The following is a 15,254-nucleotide window of genomic DNA, read 5'->3' on the forward strand; positions in this document are numbered from 1 at the left end:
GGTCAGGATCCTACCTCAACCCACGCGCTGCCGGCCTCTGCCGCTTCCAGCTGGCCCTGCGAGATCGCTGCCAGCGTAGCTTCCAGCTCATCCAGCCCGCCTGGGCGCACGGCCAGCGTAAAGGTCACCGCCGCCGCATACGCGGTATCGGTTATCTCATAGCCGCGCCCGCGCAGGTCCGCTTCCACGCGCCCGGCCGTCGCATGCGGACACTCCACCGCATAAAGCTCCCGACGCGCCCTGGTTACCGCGCGCACCTTCTCCATGGCCTCGCTCACCGCGCCGCCATAGGCATGCACCAGCCCGCCGGCCCCCAGCTTGATGCCGCCGAAGTAACGCACGACCACCGCGCATACATCGAGCATGCCGGACCCCTTCACCACGTCCAGCATCGGCTTTCCAGCCGTTCCGGAGGGCTCGCCGTCATCGGAAGAGCGCTCCACCGGGTTCGCACCGTCGACGTGAAAGACGTAGGCGGAGCAGTGGTGGCGGGCATCGGGAAAGCGGCTGCGGGCGGCGTCGATAAACGCGCGAGCTTCTTCCTCGTTGGTCACGCGGCCGATCAAGGTAATAAACCGGGATCGCTTAATTTCAATTTCGTGTTCAACCTGGCCCACTGGGCGACGATAAGAATCCTGCATTAGGCCACGAGGAATTCGTACTCGGGGGTGCCGGGCTTGAGGTACTGCACCGAAATCTTGGATTCTCCCATGCGCTTTAGCAGGCCATCGAGGTCCTCAGCGCGGCTAAGCTGCAGGCCCACCAGCGCAGCGCCCGTCTCGCGGTTATTGCGCTTTAAGTACTCAAAGAGCGTGATGTCATCGGTCGGGCCCAAAATCTCTTGCAAGAAGTGGCGCAGCTGGCCCGGCTCCTGGGGGAAGTTCACTAGGAAATAATGCTTCAAGCCGCGGTGGACCAAAGAGCGCTCCATGATCTCGGCATAACGCAGCACATCGTTATTGCCGCCAGAAATCACGCACACCACCGTCGAGCCTGGTTCCAGGTCCAATTGGTGCAAACCCGCCACCGACAGTGCACCGGCCGGCTCCGCAATGATGCCCTCGTTTTGATACAGGTTGAGCAGGTCCGTACACACCGCGCCCTCGGACACGGTGTCAAAGCTCAGGCGCTCGCGATTGGCCTGCAAAATCTCATAGGGCAGCGCGCCCAAGCGCTTTACGGCCGCGCCATCGACGAAGGGGTCGACCTCCTCCAGCGTGACCGGGCCGCCGTGGTCAAACGCCGCTCTTAGCGACGCCGCCCCTTCCGGTTCCATGCCCACCACCCGGGTGTGCGGTGCCATATCCGCCACGTAAGAGGTGATGCCGGAAATCAGGCCACCGCCTCCCACAGGAACGACGATGGTATCGAGAGACTTGCCCTTGGCCGAAAGCTGCGCCAGAACCTCCGCCGCGACCGTGCCTTGTCCGGTGATGGTATCGCGGGCGTCGAAGGGCTCGATGAAGGTGGCGTCGCGCTCGGCGGCGTCGGCATGCGCAGCCGCGGCTGCTTCATCGAAGTTGGCGCCGACCACCACCAGCTCCACCTGGTCGCCGCCATGGACCAGGATGCGGTCGCGCTTTTGCATCGGCGTAGGCTCCGGCACAAAAATCTTGCCGGCTATGCCCATCGTGCGGCAGGCATAGGCCACGCCTTGCGCATGATTGCCGGCCGACGCCGTAACAATTCCCCGGCCGCGCTCTTCCTGGGGAACATTCGACATACCGTTTAACGCGCCGCGAATCTTATAGGAGCGCACGTCCTGCAGATCCTCCCGCTTGAGATAGACCTCGCAGCCCGTCTCGGCCGACAACCGGGCGCAGTACTGCAGCGGAGTCGGGGCGATTTCCGAGCTAATCCGCGCCTGCGCCTGCTGGATATCGGATGCATGGATGGTCGAATCAGTCATGTCTTGACAGTCTACCCATTCACTGGAAATTCACTGTCCTTTAGTTGCACCGTTACCTCCATCAGCAATAGTGGACATAACCACAAGAAAGGAATATCTATGCTCAAGCGCATCTCTCTCTGCGTTACCTCCTCCCTCGTCCTGGCCTGCGCCCCAGCCGCCCACGCCCACATCGTGGATAACGTGCTGGAACACTCCGCCCCCAACGCCGCACTGCAGCTGACCCCCATCGGTTCCTATGAATCCGGCGTGCTAGGCAAATCCGCCGCCGAAATCGTCGCCTACCACGCTGCGTCCCAGCGCATCCTCACCGTCAATGCGCGCTCCGGTGAGGTCGATATCCTTGACGCCTTCGATCCCGCCCAGCCGCGCAAGATCGGCGCCATCTCCGCCGGCGGGGACAAGGAAATCAACTCCGTGGCCGTGCGCCCCGATGGCCTGGCCGTCGCCGCGGTACAGCAGGCGGACAAAACCGACAACGGCGAAGCGCTGTTCTTCAATGCCGAAACCGGCGAGGAGCTTGGGCGCGTAGGCGTAGGCGCCCTACCCGATAACGTGCACCTCACCGCCGACGGCCGCCACGCGCTGGTAGCCAACGAGGGCGAGCCTTCCGACGCCCTCAACGCCGAGGGCACCGCCTACCTCAAGGACCCAGAGGGCTCCATTTCTGTCATCAGCCTGCCCGCGGACGTCGCGGCGCCCGCGCTTGGCGACGTCCACACGGCCGACTTCACCGCCTTTGACACCGCCGACCTTGACCCTTCAATCCGCGTTTTCGGCCCCTCCGCGCACCATAACCTGCCCTCGCGGGACTTCGAGCCGGAATACATCTCCTCCGCGGGCGGCAAGGCCTATGCCACGCTGCAGGAAAACAACGCGATCGCGGTCATCGATATCGAGTCTGCCACCGTAGAAAAGGTCATCCCCGCTCATATCGCAGACCACTCCCAGGTGCCGATGGATCCGTCCAATAAGGATCACGCCGCGGAGCTGCGCACCATTCCGGTCAAGGGCCTGTCCATGCCGGACTCCATCGGTGCCTTCGAGGCAGGAGGCCAGACTTATTTCGCCACCGCCAACGAGGGCGATGCTCGCGAGTGGGGAGGCTATACCGATGAAGTAAAGCTCAAGGACCTGGTAAAGGACGGCAAGGTCTGTGATGACCTCGAGCTTCCCGAGGGCATCGAGGACAAGAAGGTCGCCGGCAACCTCAAGCTCACCAACGCTTCTGGCTGGAACGAAGAAAAGGACTGCTTCGACGGCCTGTATTCCTATGGCTCGCGCTCCTTTAGCATCTACGACGCCGAGGGCAACGTCGTCTTCGACTCCGGTGCGGACTTCGAGAACGTCACCAAGGATATGCCCGGCCTCAACTTCAACGCCGATAACGAGGATCCGGATTTCGATGACCGCTCCGATAATAAGGGACCAGAGCCGGAAGCCTTGACCATCGGCAAGGTTGGCGATCGCACCTACGCCTTCATCGGCGCAGAGCGCGTGGGCGGCATCTTTGTCTACGACGTAACCACCCCTGCCGAGGCAAAGTTTGTCACCTACGTCAACAATCGCGATTTCTCCGTTGGCTACGACGAGGACGATGTTGCTGCCACCACCCAGGCCGGCGACCTCGGACCAGAGGGCCTAGCCTTCGTTCCCGCCGCAGATTCCCCTACCGATGACGCACTCCTCATCTCCGGCAACGAGGTATCCGGCACCACCACCGTGTTCTCCGTCAAGGACCTGCTTGCCGACGCCTCCGATAACACCGACTCCCCCTCCACGTCCGCGGGTTCCACTGGTTCCAGCAGCGGCAGCAGTGGCAGCAGCGTCGCCGCCGGTGTGGGCATCGTGGCCGGTTTGGTAGGTCTTGGTGCCCTGATCGGCGGGGCGCTGGGCTTCCTACCGAAGACAGTCGACGAGTTCTATGCGCTGTTGCCGGCACAGGTGCGCAAGCTTTTGCCATAGATCTTCTGGGATTTACCTGCTAAATTATTTGAGGCTAATACCTCTCACTCTAAAGGAGAACCATGCGCAACCCTCTCAGCACTTCGCTCGTCGCCGCCACCGCCGTGGCAGCGGGCCTTGTCGCACCAGCAACCGCTTCTGCCGCTGAAGAGCAGCCGAAGCACATCTCGGCTGAATGCCAGGCCGAGGTCGATAAGGCGAAGGAAGAACACCTCAAGAAGATCGAGAACGGCGAGCTCGGCTCTTCCGCCCGCACCCCGCAGGAGCTCATGCAGGGCCTGGCTAACGGCTACGGCTCTTCTGGAATGCCCAAGGAGCCGGACTGCGTAGCCAAGGAGGCGGAACAGCGCCAGATCGAGGCACTTGAGCGTCTGCCTATTTGGGGCTCTTCCACCCCAGAAAAGTTCCTCGAGGTCATGAGCTGGGTGACCGTAGCCGCCAGCCTCGTCGCTGCGCTGCTGCAAGCTTTCAACATGGTTGCCACGGTGAACCCGGCTGTGCTGGAGCCGATGAAGAATGCCCTCAAGCAGCTGGGCGTGCGCTTCTAAGCACTGAATTATTTAGCCGCTCCGGAGTTTCGGAGCGGCTTTAGGCGTTTTTAGAAGAGTTCGCGGGTAGCGATATCAGCGCCTTCTACCAAGGATTGCAGCTTCGCCCACGCAATCTGGGGGTGCAGGCGGCCGCCGAGGCCGCAGTCGGTCGACGCGATGACGTTTTCCGGGCCGACCACCTCAGCGAATTGAATGATGCGATCGGCCACGAGGCGCGGATGCTCTACCGCGTTGGTGGAGTGAGAGACCACGCCCGGGTAAATCACGGTGCCCTCCGGCAATGCGTGGTCCTGCCACACGCGCCACTCATGCGCGTGGCGCGGCGAAGCGGCCTCGAAGGAGAATCCTCCGACCTCGGCACGCAGGATTTCCTCGACGATGTCCGCAAAGGGCACGTCGGTAACGTGCGGTCCGTGCCAGGAGCCCCAGCAGATATGCAGGCGCGTTTGTTCCTTGGGCAGGCCGGCGATGGAATCATTGAGTACGTCGATGCGCTCGCGGATAAAACCGCGGAAGTCCTCCACGGACGGCTCCGGGTTGATTTGGTCCCAAGCCTCGGCCAGGTCGGGCGCGTCGAATTGCACAGTAAGCCCAGCATCGGTAATGGCCTGGTATTCGGTGCGCATGGCGCGGCCGACGTCGGCAAGCAGCTCATGCTCATCGTCGTAGTAGCGGTTGGTCAGGCGTGCGGCCGAGCCGGGCGAAAGGGCGGCGATGAAGCCGGGGGTGCCGGCTGGGAGGGCGTCGGCAAGCAAGCGCACATCGGCGGCGACCTCGTCCTGGCCGATGTAGGTTACCGGTCCGGTGAACTCTGGGTTCGCCACCTTGGCGCGGCCGGTGAAGATGCCAGAATCCGGATCATTATAGGCCTCCGAGAACAGCGCGCGGTCGCGGCGATCAATAAACGACGTCAGCCGCGGCTCACCCGGCTTGGAGCGCACCACCTCGGCCGATTCCCAGCGGTCGGTATCCGTCATCGTCAGCCCGCCCAGGCGGCTAAACGAATAATTCCACCACGCGCCATAATCCACCGCGCCAGAGGTGATATGGCCGTACTCGCCCTCGTTAATGATATCGAGTCCGAGATCGAGCTGCCGCTTGACGACGTCCGCCACCGCAGCCTCCAAAATCCCCTGAAACTCCGCGGCTGGCAGCTCCTCGCGCTGCAGGTTGGCTTCCAGCAGCTCCGGGGTGCGCGGCAGTGAGCCGACGTGGGTGGTGCGAATCTTGTTAACCATCAGGTTTCCTCCATCAATATAGACTGTGCTGTCTAGATTAGTGGAGAGCGCCTGCCGCCGCCGAATTTAAATTCAGCCTAATATGCCCGCGCCCATGGTGGCCTTGAGGTCGCCCATGAGGTTTCCGGATCGCTCCACACGCAGGTGGTCGCCGAGGATCATGGTGGTGGACTCGGAGCCATCGACAAGCTCGAGGTAGACATCCGACTCGCCCTGGTTTTTGAGCAGGACCTGCTTGAGGCGGGCAATGTTTTCCATGGTGCACTGATCCGTGCGCATGGTCAGGCGCAGCGGCAGGCCGGCGCCACCGCCAGGGCCCAGCTCCGGCACGCGGATATCGGAGCAGAACAGCGAGCGGCGCTCATCGCGCACCTTGACGTTCACTCGCGCGAGGATGATATTGTCCTCGACAATCTGCGGGGCGACGAGCGAGTACACCTTGTTGAATACCAGGATTTCCACCTGCGCGCCGTTGTGGTCTTCCACCGTGACAATGGCCCACGGCGAGCCATCGCGCTTGGAAAAGCGACGGTCCACGCCCGAAATGATGCCGCCGATGATGAGCTCTTGGCCGTTATGCACCTCGTCGTTGAGGATCTTGGTCAGCGGGGTATCCGTCTGCGCGGCCAGCGCCTCCTCGAAGCCATCGAGAGGGTGGCCGGAAACATATAGGCCCAGCATCTCGCGCTCGAGGGCAAGTTCGTGTTTGCGATCCCAGTTGTCTTCCGGAATGTCCAAGGCAAAGGCGTTGGAAGCCGCGTCGTCCTCTCCCCCGCCAATTCCGGCAAAGAGGTCGAACTGGCCCTTGTCTGCGGCCTTTTTGGTGGTTTGCACCGCATCCACCGCGTCCTCGTGGATGAGCATGAGGCCCTTGCGCGGGTGGTTCAAGTCATCGAAGGCGCCGGCCTTAATCAGCGCTTCTGTCACGCGCTTAGTGCAGGCGGCGAGCTCGATCTTGTCCAGGTAATCACTAAACGAGGTAAACGCGCCCTTGTCGTGGCGGGATTTGATGATGGATTCCACCACTTCCGAGCCCACGTTGCGGATAGCGCCCATGCCGAAGCGGATATCCTCTCCCACCGCCTGGAAGTCCTCTTCGGACTCGTTGACGGACGGCGGCAGCACCTTAATGCCCAAGTGGCGGCAGTCCGAAAGGTAGATGGCGGACTTATCCTTCTTATCGCCCACCGAGGTCAACAGCGCGGCCATGTATTCCGGTGCATAGTAGGCTTTGAGGTAGGCGGTCCAGAAGGACACCAAGCCGTAGCCCGCGGCGTGGGACTTGTTAAACGCGTAGGACGCGAAGGGCTCGATGGTGCCCCAGAGCGCATCCATGGCGGACTTGGAGTAGCCATTTTCTTGCATGCCGCCCCAGAACTTGTCGTACTGCTGGGCCAGCACTTCGGGCTTCTTCTTACCCATTGCCTTACGGAAGCCATCTGCCTCGCCGGCCGTGTAGTTGGCGACCTTCTGCGAGATACGCATGATCTGCTCCTGGTAGACGATGAGACCGTAGGTCTCATCCAGGATTTCCTTGAGCGGCTCTTCCAACTCCGGGTGAATCGGGGTGATTTCTTTCCGGCCGTTCTTACGGTCCGCGTAGTCCCAGTGGGCGTTCACACCCATCGGGCCCGGGCGGTAGAGCGCAAGGGAGGCCACAATATCCTTAAAGCCGGTCGGCTTCATGCGCTTGAGCAGCTCCTGCATGCCGCCGGAGTCGAGCTGGAAGACGCCCAGCGTATCGCCGCGCGAGAGCAGATCATAGACCTTGGAGACCTTGGGGTCGTCGGCATGCAGCTGCTCTAGGTGGACTTCTTCGCCGCGGTTGCGCTTGATGTTTTCAATCGCATCGCCGATAACGGTGAGGTTGCGCAGGCCCAGAAAGTCCATTTTCAGCAGGCCAATGGCCTCGCACGCCGGGTAATCCCAGCCGGTGATATAAGCGCCGTCGGCCGGGCGCTTCCACATAGGAATGTGGTCCATAAGCCGGACCGAAGCCATAATCACCGCACAGGCGTGCACGCCCGCCTGCCTGACGACGCCCTCCAAACCCCGCGCCGTGTCATAAATCTTCTTCACATCCGGGTCGGATTCCACCATCTGGCGGACCTCTGCGGCCTCGGAGTAGCGCTCGTGGTCCGGGTCCGTGATGCCCTTAAGCGGAATGTCCTTGGCCATGATCGCCGGCGGCAGCGCGCCATTAATGCGGTCGGCCATCTGGAATCCGGGCTGACCAAAGTGCACCTTGGCCGAGTCCTTAATGGCCTGCTTGGTCTTCACCGTGCCGAAGGTAATCACCTGCGCCACCTTGTCTTCACCCCAGCGCTCGGCCGCATAGGTAATCATTTCGCCGCGACGGCGGTCATCGAAGTCGATATCGATATCGGGTGCGGACGGGCGCTCAGGGTTCAAGAATCGCTCGAAGAGGAGATCGTGCTCCAGCGGGTCGATATTGGTAATGGTCAGCGCGTAGGCGACGAGCGCGCCGGCCGCCGAACCACGGCCCGGCCCCACACGAATGCCCACGGAGCGTGCATGCTTAATGAGCTCGGCCACGATGAGGAAGTAGGACGGGTAGCCCTTCATCTCAATAACGGAGATCTCATACTTGGCGCGCTCGATATATTCCTCCGGAACATCCTGGCCGGGGAAGCGCGCTTGCAGGCCCTCCATCACCTCATGGGTGAGCCAGGAAGTTGGGGTGTGGCCCTCGGGGACGTCGGCAATAGGCATGCGATCGTGGGTGTGTTCTTCCCAGATCTCGCCGTAGTCTTGTACGCGCTCGGCAATCCACAGGGTGTTATCGCAGCCGTCTGGAATCATATCGTCCCAGGTCTCGCGCATCTGCGCGGCCGATTTAATGTAATAGCCGGTGCCGCCGAACTTGAAGCGGTCTGGGTCCATGAACGTCTTGCCGGTCTGCACGCACAGCATCGCCTCGTGCGCCGGCGCCTGGGACTCCAACACGTAGTGGCAGTCATTGGTCACCAGAGGCGGCAGGTCCAGCTTCCGGCCGATCTCTAGTAGCCCATCGCGCGTGCGCTTTTCGATGTCCAGCCCATGGTCCATCAACTCCAAGAAGAAGTTGTCCTTGCCATAGATGTCCTGCCACATGGCCGCGGCTTCCAGCGCCTCGTTGAACTGGCCGAGGCGCAGGCGGGTCTGGACGTCGCCAGAGGGGCAACCGGTGGTGGCGATGATGCCGTCGGCATGCTCGGCAATAAGCTCGGCATCCATGCGCGGCCACTTGCCCAACTGGCCCTCGTAAGAAGCCAGCGAAGACAAGGTAAAAAGGTTGCGCAGGCCGGTCGCATTCTCCGCAATCATTGTTTGGTGGAGGTAGGCGCCGGACGCGGAGACGTCGTCGCGCTTTTGATCCGGCGTACCCCACAGCACACGCTTCTTATTGAAGCGGGATTCGGGCGCCATATACGCCTCGATGCCGATGATGGGTTTGACGCCGGCGCCGGTCATGCGCCGGTAGAAAGCATCAGATCCATACATATTGCCGTGGTCGGTCATGCCGACGGCCGGCATTTCTTGGCGGACCACCTCGTCTGCCAGCATATCGACCTTGGCCATGCCGTCCAGCATGGAAAACTCGGTGTGGTTGTGCAGGTGGACGAAGGAGGAGTTTTTGGCCATGCGGCTCATCATAGCGGGGCGGTCAAAATGGGCTATTATTTTGTGATGCTCTACACGCTCGCCGCCTACATCATGTGGGGATTTTTCCCCGCGTTCTTCCCTCTGCTGCTGCCAGCATCGCCGCTGGAAATCTTGGCTCATCGCGTGTTGTGGACCGCGGTGTTGGTTACGGGATTTTTATTCCTCGGCGGTCGGTGGCGCGAAATGGCGCGCATGGACAAGCGCACGTGGGGTTGGCTTGCGGCCGCGGGTGTATTCATCACGGTCAATTGGGGTACCTACGTGTTGGCGATTAATAGCAACCACGTGGCCGATGCGGCGCTAGGATATTTCATCAATCCCCTGGTGTCGGTCGCCCTTGGCATGGTGTTTTTGAAGGAACGACTGCGGCCGTGGCAGTCCGGAGCGGTGGGCGTTGCGGCCATCGCGGTGCTGTATTTGACGTTCTTTACCGGCCAGGCGCCGTATATTTCGCTGCTATTGGCGTTCAGCTTCGGCTTTTATGGGCTGCTCAAAAAGCAGGTTCGGGTGTCCTCGGCCGTCTCAGTCGCAGCAGAAGCCCTCGTGATGTCGCCGCTGGCGGTGGGCTACATCCTGTGGCTAGAAACAAGCGGCCAGGGCACTTTCGCCAGCGAGAGCGTCGGCCACGCGCTGCTTTTGGTCAGCGCCGGCTTGATTACCGCGCTGCCGCTTCTCTGCTTTGCGGAGGGCGCACGGACGCTGCGCTTATCGACGATCGGAATGCTCCAATACCTCACCCCCATCATGCAGATGCTGTGGGCGCTTTTCGTCACCCACGAGCTTTTTTCGACCCACCGCTGGATCGGCTTCGGCATCATCGGCGTGGCCGTTGCGATTTACGTCGCCGACTTGGTGCGCATGGCTAAGAGCGCTTGAGTTCCTCGCGGGCGGCGCGGGCGCGGCGACGCGCCGCCTTTTCCTCTTCCGCCCGCAGCGCCCAGCGCGGCATTACCACAACGAGAAAAATGCCATAGGCACATACGATCCCGGAAAACACCAGCGTCATCGAGGTGTCGCCGGTGAAAAGACCGATAAAAAGCGCGATGCCGGATACCACCACCGCGACCCACGCGGCTAGATAAGCAAACTTGTAATTGGGCATCCACTGCGAATAGGGCTGTTTTGAGGCCATGGTCCTAGCTTAGGATCGCCACAACGCGCGACGCCTCAGTGACGCCGCGAAAATCACGTGGTGGGCCCGGTTTCTACGAGGTCGGGTGGGGGCGGATCCCAGGGGTTGACCCAGCGCACCCCGCGGGAGGTGCGCTCGAAGCGGCCATTGCGCGGCGGGCCGGTGCGATGGTCATCATTGCGGCCATTGTGATAGGCACAGGCGGTGGTGAGGTTTTTCGCATTGGTCCATCCTCCGCCAGCCCAGCTGAAGATGTGGTGGACCTGGCACTCATCAGCGGGCTTATTGCATCCCTTGACCGGACAAGTGGGATTTTCCGCCGCAGCCATCATGAACTGCTTCCAGGTGGCCCCACGGCGCATGCGGTACAGGTTCACTGGGCCCTCTACGGGGTGGAGCAAGGTGACAAATCCCTCCTCGGCGAGCGCGCGCTGGGCCAATTCGGCACCGGTTATCTGCGCGCCGTTGGTCATGGTCAGCACCACATCATCACTGCCATGGGCCACGCCGAGCAACTTATCTAGTGGCACCACAACATTAGTGCGCACGCTAGAGGTAGAGGCGCCGGTGCGGAATAAAGAGGCGACGTCGGCAAGCGAGCCGGCATGCTGGTGGAGTTCTGCAATCAGCGCGGAAGGGCCGGTGATAGCTAGCGTCCACGGCTTTCCGGCAGCGCGGCGCCGCAACCGCACCCCCGGCTTGGGTTCGCGCGGCGCGCGCATCTCACGCAGCTTCTTGCGGGCACGCCTTTCCATCTCCCGCGTATCGCACGCGATATGGGTGAGTTCGGCGCGCAAAGCCCAGGCGCGGGCTTGGGTGGGCGCGCGCCCGGCATGCTTTTCGATGACCTCAAGCGTCGGCAGCGAATGCCGGTTGCGGCGGGCCCCATCTACCGCACGTCGTTGGCGGCGGCGAAAGCGCGTGGGCCCGAAATAGACCTGTGCTAGCTGCGCAATGGATTCTGCTTCGGCATCGGGCATGCCGGCGGCGTTAAGGTCCGCGGCGGAGGCATCGGCTGCCTCGGCGAGGATATCCATCGCCGAGTTGAGTGCCGCAATATAGGCCCGAATGTGTTCCATGCCCTAGATGCTAAAAGCGCTGGGCGGCCACCGCGCGCCACAGGGCCCAGGAGGGCGATATTAGCTGGGAGGGCGGATGGCGAAGCTGCCCCAGGCGGCGTCCGCAGGTGCGGGCTCGACGGCGGCGACGGAGGGGGTGGAGGCGACGTCGGCAAGCTGGGCGCCCGACCCCCACACCACGGCCGCGCTCACCGCGGTGGGACGCTGCCCATAGGAGGCACCGATGCGGTCGAAAGCGCACTGGATAACGGCGGCGCGGTCTTCGCCGGCGGTCGGTTCGGGGACGTCGATGGGGGCGGTGGAGCCGATAAGGATAGCGTCCATGCGCGGGGCTGCGGCAACGGCGGCCGCGGCGGCTACGGGCGGCAGATCCTCGTCGAAGGTGACAAGGGCGTAGGCAGTGGCGTTCGGAATGTCGCTGCCGGACACGCGCGCAATATACTCCGCTCGCGATTCGCCATCCGGGCCGAGCTGATCGCCTTGCACCTGCGAAGAAGCCTGGGTCCCCAAGGCACCGAAGAGCGCAAGGGCGGCAAGGAAAAGCACCGCAAGCACCGCCAAGGCCGCTAGCCGACGCCGCCGGTAGACCTTCCTCATCCCCGCAAAACCTCCAAGGCGTGCTCGAGATCTGCCGGGTACGGCGCCGCAATCTCGAACCACTTGCCGGTGCCAGGATGAGTAAAGCCGAGTTTTACCGCGTGCAGCCACTGGCGCTCGAGCCTAAGGCGCTTAGCCAGGTTCGGATCCGAGCCGTACATCGGATCGCCCACGCACGGGTGGCCGGTGGCGGACATGTGCACGCGGATCTGGTGGGTACGGCCGGTCTCTAGGTGCACTTCGATGAGGCTGGCCTCACGGAAGGCCTCGATGAGGCTGTAATGGGTGACGGCCGCTTTGCCGTCGTCAAGCACGGCGAATTTCCAGCCCGACTTGGGGTGGCGGCCGATGGGCGCATCGACGGTGCCCTCGATAGGATCCGGCAGGCCCTGTACCACAGCGTGGTAGGTCTTTTTTACGCTGCGGTACTTAAAGGCATGCTTGAGCGCGGAATAAGCGCGCTCCGAGGAAGCCACGACCATCACGCCAGACGTACCCACATCGAGGCGGTGCACGATGCCTTGGCGCTCGGTCGGCCCAGACGAAGCCACGGTATAGCCGGCCGCGCGCAGCCCGCCGATCACCGTCGGCCCGTCCCAGCCCACGCTGGGGTGCGCGGCCACGCCCACCGGCTTATGCACGCAGATGATATCGGCATCGCTGTAGAGCACGTCCATGCCCTCGACCAGCTCTTCGCGCGGCAGCAACGGCTTTTCTGGCTCCGGCAAAAGCACCGAAACCACGTTGCCGGAGGTCAACCGCTCGGACTTGCTCAGCTCCTGGGAATCGATGGTTACACTGCCCTCGGCGCACAACTGCGCGGTGGCGCTGCGGGAAAGGCCAAGGAGCTTGGCCAGGGCGGCGTCGGCACGCATGCCTTCTAGGCCTTCAGGAATGGGGAAGCTGCGCATCTGCCTATTCATGCTCGGCCTTCCTTTCCTCCAGCACCATGGCGATGATGAAGATCACCACGCCGCAGGTAATGGCCGCGTCCGCGATATTGAACACGGCGAAAGAGCCGACCGAAATATAGTCCACCACGTGCCCGAACCAGAAGCCAGGGGCGCGGAAGATGCGGTCGGCGAAATTACCCAGCGCGCCACCGGCAATGAGCGCTAGGCCCACCGCCTGGCCGGAGTGGGTAATGCGCGGGGCGGCAATGGCCACGCCGAGCACAAAGACCAGCTGGATGGTGGTAAAAAGCCACGTCGATCCCTCCCCGCCCATGGAAAAGGCGGCGCCAGGGTTAAAAAGCAGGGTAAACCGGAACCAATCCCCAATAACCGCCAGGGGCTCGCCCTCCGTAAGGATGGAGAGCATTATTTGTTTCACGGCTTGGTCCACCAGCGCCACGGCGATGACAACCGCGGCGATAAGTCCTGTCTTGCTCCTTCGTTTTTGACTCACCCGCTCTATTCTAAACGGGAGCGTCCGGTATTTTGGTAAGCGTGTTTCGAGTCAAAGTTTTTGCAGCCCTGACCACAGCCGCCGTAGCGCTTACGGCGTGTTCCTATGAAAAGCCGGGACCCGCGGTAGAACAGCCCGTGGGCCTGACTATCGACGCCCCACGCGTCACCGTGGACAATCCCGGCACCGGGGAGAAGAAGCTCCTGGAATACCGCGATATTGACTCCACGCAGGACGTGAACTACCGCGTTACCGAAGGTTTTTCGCAGGACCTGCTCAAAAAGTCCGCGGCCAAGAAGTTTCAGGCCTCCGACGTCGAATCCACCACCACTACCCTGCCGCTATCGGCCAAGGTAGATAAGGCTAGCGAGGACGTTGAAGATCAGCTGCCGGCCACCCGCAATGCCTTTGTCACGGCCGGTGCCCCGGAAACGTCTGGGGAAACCGACATCTCCTCGGCCGAGGGATTTCAATTTGGCTGGCGCGGCCAAAATACAGGCCAGATGAATTCCTTGCGCTTGGCCGCACCCAAGGACGCCACGGATGAAGCCCGTGGCTCTGTCGAACAGGCGATTATGAAGCTGACGGCGCTACCCGTGGTTTTCCCCACCGAGGAGGTAGGCAAAGGAGCGAGCTGGACGGTGGATTCGCGCGTTACCGGCGAGTCCACCCTGCTGCAGACCACGCGCTATACGGTCGCTTCCATCGAGGGCGACCAGGTCAAGCTCAACGTGGAGGTAGAACAGCGGCCGTCGCTAGGCGCGCTGTCCTTTGAAGGCCAGGCCCAGGGTACAGAGTTGGAGGACAAGGAGCTCAAGGTAGTGGACTCCAGCACCCAGTCCAAGGGCAACATCACGGTAGACCTGAGCAAGCCACTGCCTGTGGGCGGTGACGTGTCTTTCGATACGAAGGTCATTTATGGCGCCGCCGGCTCGGAGCTGCGCGTGGTGCAGTCGAGCCTGACGGAGCTGAACTTTTCCTAGTTACTCGGCCGGGGCTTCCACAGGGGCCTCAGCTGGCGCCTGCTCGGCGCCGGCAGCCGGGGCATCGCCTTCAGCCGGGGCAGCGTCGCCCTCGGCCGGTGCCGGGGCGGGTGCGGAGGCACCGGCGCCGGTATCTGCACACATCTCCGGAACCTGTTCCGGCGGCACGGTGTTTTGGATGAGCGTGCAAGCCCACGCCTTGGAGAGCTTCCAGGTGCCATCTTCGTACACGAACTCCACCTGGTCAGCGGTCTGCTGCTGGCCGTCAGCGGTGGTGAAGTTCACGGTGGTCAGCACGGACTGTGGGTCATAGCCCGGAAGCACAGGATCGACGACCTCGAACTCGGCACCGGATTCCTGCTTGGACTGTGCCATGGTGTCAAAGATTTCCGGTGCGGTCTCGCCGCCCTGCACGGTGGCGGTCTTTTCCTGCTCAGAGGCGTTCGGATCAGTGGCCTTGGCCAAGATGGCGTTGAGATCCGCCGGGGACGGCAGCGCCGGGGCGGCGGAATCGCCGTCGGAAGAGGCGGATTCCTGCGCCTCGGTGTTGGTGGCGGCGGTATCGTCCTGCTCATCGTCGGAAGAGCAGGCGGCCAGGGCGGTGGCCGCGGTCAGTGCGAGGCACGCGGCGCTAAACTTGCGGAATTTCACTTCTAACTCCTCACGTCTGGGTTCTAAACTCCCATCAGTTTACAGCTGCACCAGCTTTTTCCGGGCTGCGCCCGCC

Annotated in this window: 14 protein-coding genes; 4 read left to right on the plus strand and 10 right to left on the minus strand. The window is 62.4% G+C overall.

Features of this window, described 5'->3' with window-relative positions; translation table 11 throughout:
• Positions 1–2: 2 nt before the first annotated feature.
• Both RAE04_RS01270 and ilvA read right to left on the minus strand, forming a co-directional pair.
• Positions 3–641: a YigZ family protein gene (locus RAE04_RS01270; RefSeq protein WP_317026148.1), complete on the minus strand. Its 639-nt coding sequence runs from the start codon at positions 639–641 to the stop codon at positions 3–5.
• Entirely contained in the window at positions 641–1,909 is a 1,269-nt protein-coding gene (gene ilvA, locus RAE04_RS01275; RefSeq protein WP_317026149.1) for a threonine ammonia-lyase IlvA, read from the minus strand. The genes RAE04_RS01270 and ilvA overlap by 1 nt, the downstream gene beginning before the upstream one ends.
• 99 nt (positions 1,910–2,008) lie before the next feature.
• On the opposite strand from ilvA, the gene RAE04_RS01280 reads away from it, so the two are divergent.
• Positions 2,009–3,874, plus strand: a complete 1,866-nt coding sequence (locus tag RAE04_RS01280) for a choice-of-anchor I family protein (protein WP_317026150.1) — start codon at positions 2,009–2,011, stop codon at positions 3,872–3,874.
• 62 nt (positions 3,875–3,936) lie between these two features.
• Complete coding sequence (locus RAE04_RS01285) at positions 3,937–4,422, plus strand: hypothetical protein (RefSeq protein ID WP_317026151.1); 486 nt, start codon at positions 3,937–3,939, stop codon at positions 4,420–4,422.
• A 50-nt stretch (positions 4,423–4,472) separates the two neighbouring features.
• Here RAE04_RS01285 and RAE04_RS01290 read toward each other — a convergent pair whose 3' ends face one another.
• Entirely contained in the window at positions 4,473–5,663 is a 1,191-nt protein-coding gene (locus RAE04_RS01290; RefSeq protein ID WP_317026152.1) for a cobalamin-independent methionine synthase II family protein, read from the minus strand.
• A gap of 72 nt (positions 5,664–5,735) precedes the next feature.
• A complete protein-coding gene (gene dnaE / locus RAE04_RS01295; RefSeq protein ID WP_317026153.1) occupies positions 5,736–9,308 on the minus strand; it encodes a DNA polymerase III subunit alpha in 3,573 nt (1,190 codons plus the stop codon).
• 27 nt (positions 9,309–9,335) lie between these two features.
• Between dnaE and rarD the strand changes: the two genes are divergently transcribed.
• The gene (gene rarD / locus RAE04_RS01300; protein WP_317026154.1) at positions 9,336–10,205 is read left to right on the plus strand and encodes an EamA family transporter RarD; all 870 of its coding nucleotides are present in this window, start codon (positions 9,336–9,338) and stop codon (positions 10,203–10,205) included.
• On the opposite strand, the gene RAE04_RS01305 is transcribed toward rarD, so the two are convergent.
• Genes RAE04_RS01305 through lspA form a run of 5 tightly spaced genes read right to left on the minus strand, consistent with a single transcriptional unit; the run spans position 10,192 to position 13,544 of the window.
• The gene (locus RAE04_RS01305) at positions 10,192–10,461 is read right to left on the minus strand and encodes a permease (RefSeq protein ID WP_317026155.1); all 270 of its coding nucleotides are present in this window, start codon (positions 10,459–10,461) and stop codon (positions 10,192–10,194) included. The two genes, rarD and RAE04_RS01305, sit on opposite strands and share 14 nt — an antisense overlap.
• A gap of 53 nt (positions 10,462–10,514) precedes the next feature.
• Positions 10,515–11,540 (minus strand): HNH endonuclease signature motif containing protein, encoded by a 1,026-nt coding sequence (locus RAE04_RS01310; RefSeq protein ID WP_317026156.1) that lies wholly within the window; start codon positions 11,538–11,540, stop codon positions 10,515–10,517.
• A gap of 60 nt (positions 11,541–11,600) precedes the next feature.
• A complete protein-coding gene (locus tag RAE04_RS01315) occupies positions 11,601–12,137 on the minus strand; it encodes a hypothetical protein (RefSeq protein ID WP_317026157.1) in 537 nt (178 codons plus the stop codon).
• The gene (locus tag RAE04_RS01320; protein WP_317026158.1) at positions 12,134–13,060 is read right to left on the minus strand and encodes an RluA family pseudouridine synthase; all 927 of its coding nucleotides are present in this window, start codon (positions 13,058–13,060) and stop codon (positions 12,134–12,136) included. The genes RAE04_RS01315 and RAE04_RS01320 overlap by 4 nt, the downstream gene beginning before the upstream one ends.
• A complete protein-coding gene (lspA, locus tag RAE04_RS01325; protein WP_049377622.1) occupies positions 13,053–13,544 on the minus strand; it encodes a signal peptidase II in 492 nt (163 codons plus the stop codon). The genes RAE04_RS01320 and lspA overlap by 8 nt, the downstream gene beginning before the upstream one ends.
• Before the next feature lie 41 nt (positions 13,545–13,585).
• Here lspA and RAE04_RS01330 point away from each other — a divergent pair, with 41 nt between their 5' ends.
• A complete protein-coding gene (locus tag RAE04_RS01330) occupies positions 13,586–14,527 on the plus strand; it encodes a hypothetical protein (RefSeq protein WP_317026159.1) in 942 nt (313 codons plus the stop codon).
• Here RAE04_RS01330 and RAE04_RS01335 read toward each other — a convergent pair whose 3' ends face one another.
• Entirely contained in the window at positions 14,528–15,178 is a 651-nt protein-coding gene (locus RAE04_RS01335) for a hypothetical protein (RefSeq protein ID WP_049377625.1), read from the minus strand.
• Positions 15,179–15,254: the final 76 nt, after the last annotated feature.

The organism is Corynebacterium sp. CTNIH16 (assembly GCF_032821655.1).
Lineage (GTDB): Bacteria > Actinomycetota > Actinomycetes > Mycobacteriales > Mycobacteriaceae > Corynebacterium > Corynebacterium marquesiae.

Coding starts and splice junctions, on each gene's coding strand:
- RAE04_RS01270 (WP_317026148.1), bottom strand. CDS start 641: ATGCAGGATTCTTATCGTCGCCCAGTGGGCCAGGTTGAACACGAAATT.
- ilvA (WP_317026149.1), bottom strand. CDS start 1,909: ATGACTGATTCGACCATCCATGCATCCGATATCCAGCAGGCGCAGGCG.
- RAE04_RS01280 (WP_317026150.1), top strand. CDS start 2,009: ATGCTCAAGCGCATCTCTCTCTGCGTTACCTCCTCCCTCGTCCTGGCC.
- RAE04_RS01285 (WP_317026151.1), top strand. CDS start 3,937: ATGCGCAACCCTCTCAGCACTTCGCTCGTCGCCGCCACCGCCGTGGCA.
- RAE04_RS01290 (WP_317026152.1), bottom strand. CDS start 5,663: ATGGTTAACAAGATTCGCACCACCCACGTCGGCTCACTGCCGCGCACC.
- dnaE (WP_317026153.1), bottom strand. CDS start 9,308: ATGGCCAAAAACTCCTCCTTCGTCCACCTGCACAACCACACCGAGTTT.
- rarD (WP_317026154.1), top strand. CDS start 9,336: ATGGGCTATTATTTTGTGATGCTCTACACGCTCGCCGCCTACATCATG.
- RAE04_RS01305 (WP_317026155.1), bottom strand. CDS start 10,461: ATGGCCTCAAAACAGCCCTATTCGCAGTGGATGCCCAATTACAAGTTT.
- RAE04_RS01310 (WP_317026156.1), bottom strand. CDS start 11,540: ATGGAACACATTCGGGCCTATATTGCGGCACTCAACTCGGCGATGGAT.
- RAE04_RS01315 (WP_317026157.1), bottom strand. CDS start 12,137: ATGAGGAAGGTCTACCGGCGGCGTCGGCTAGCGGCCTTGGCGGTGCTT.
- RAE04_RS01320 (WP_317026158.1), bottom strand. CDS start 13,060: ATGAATAGGCAGATGCGCAGCTTCCCCATTCCTGAAGGCCTAGAAGGC.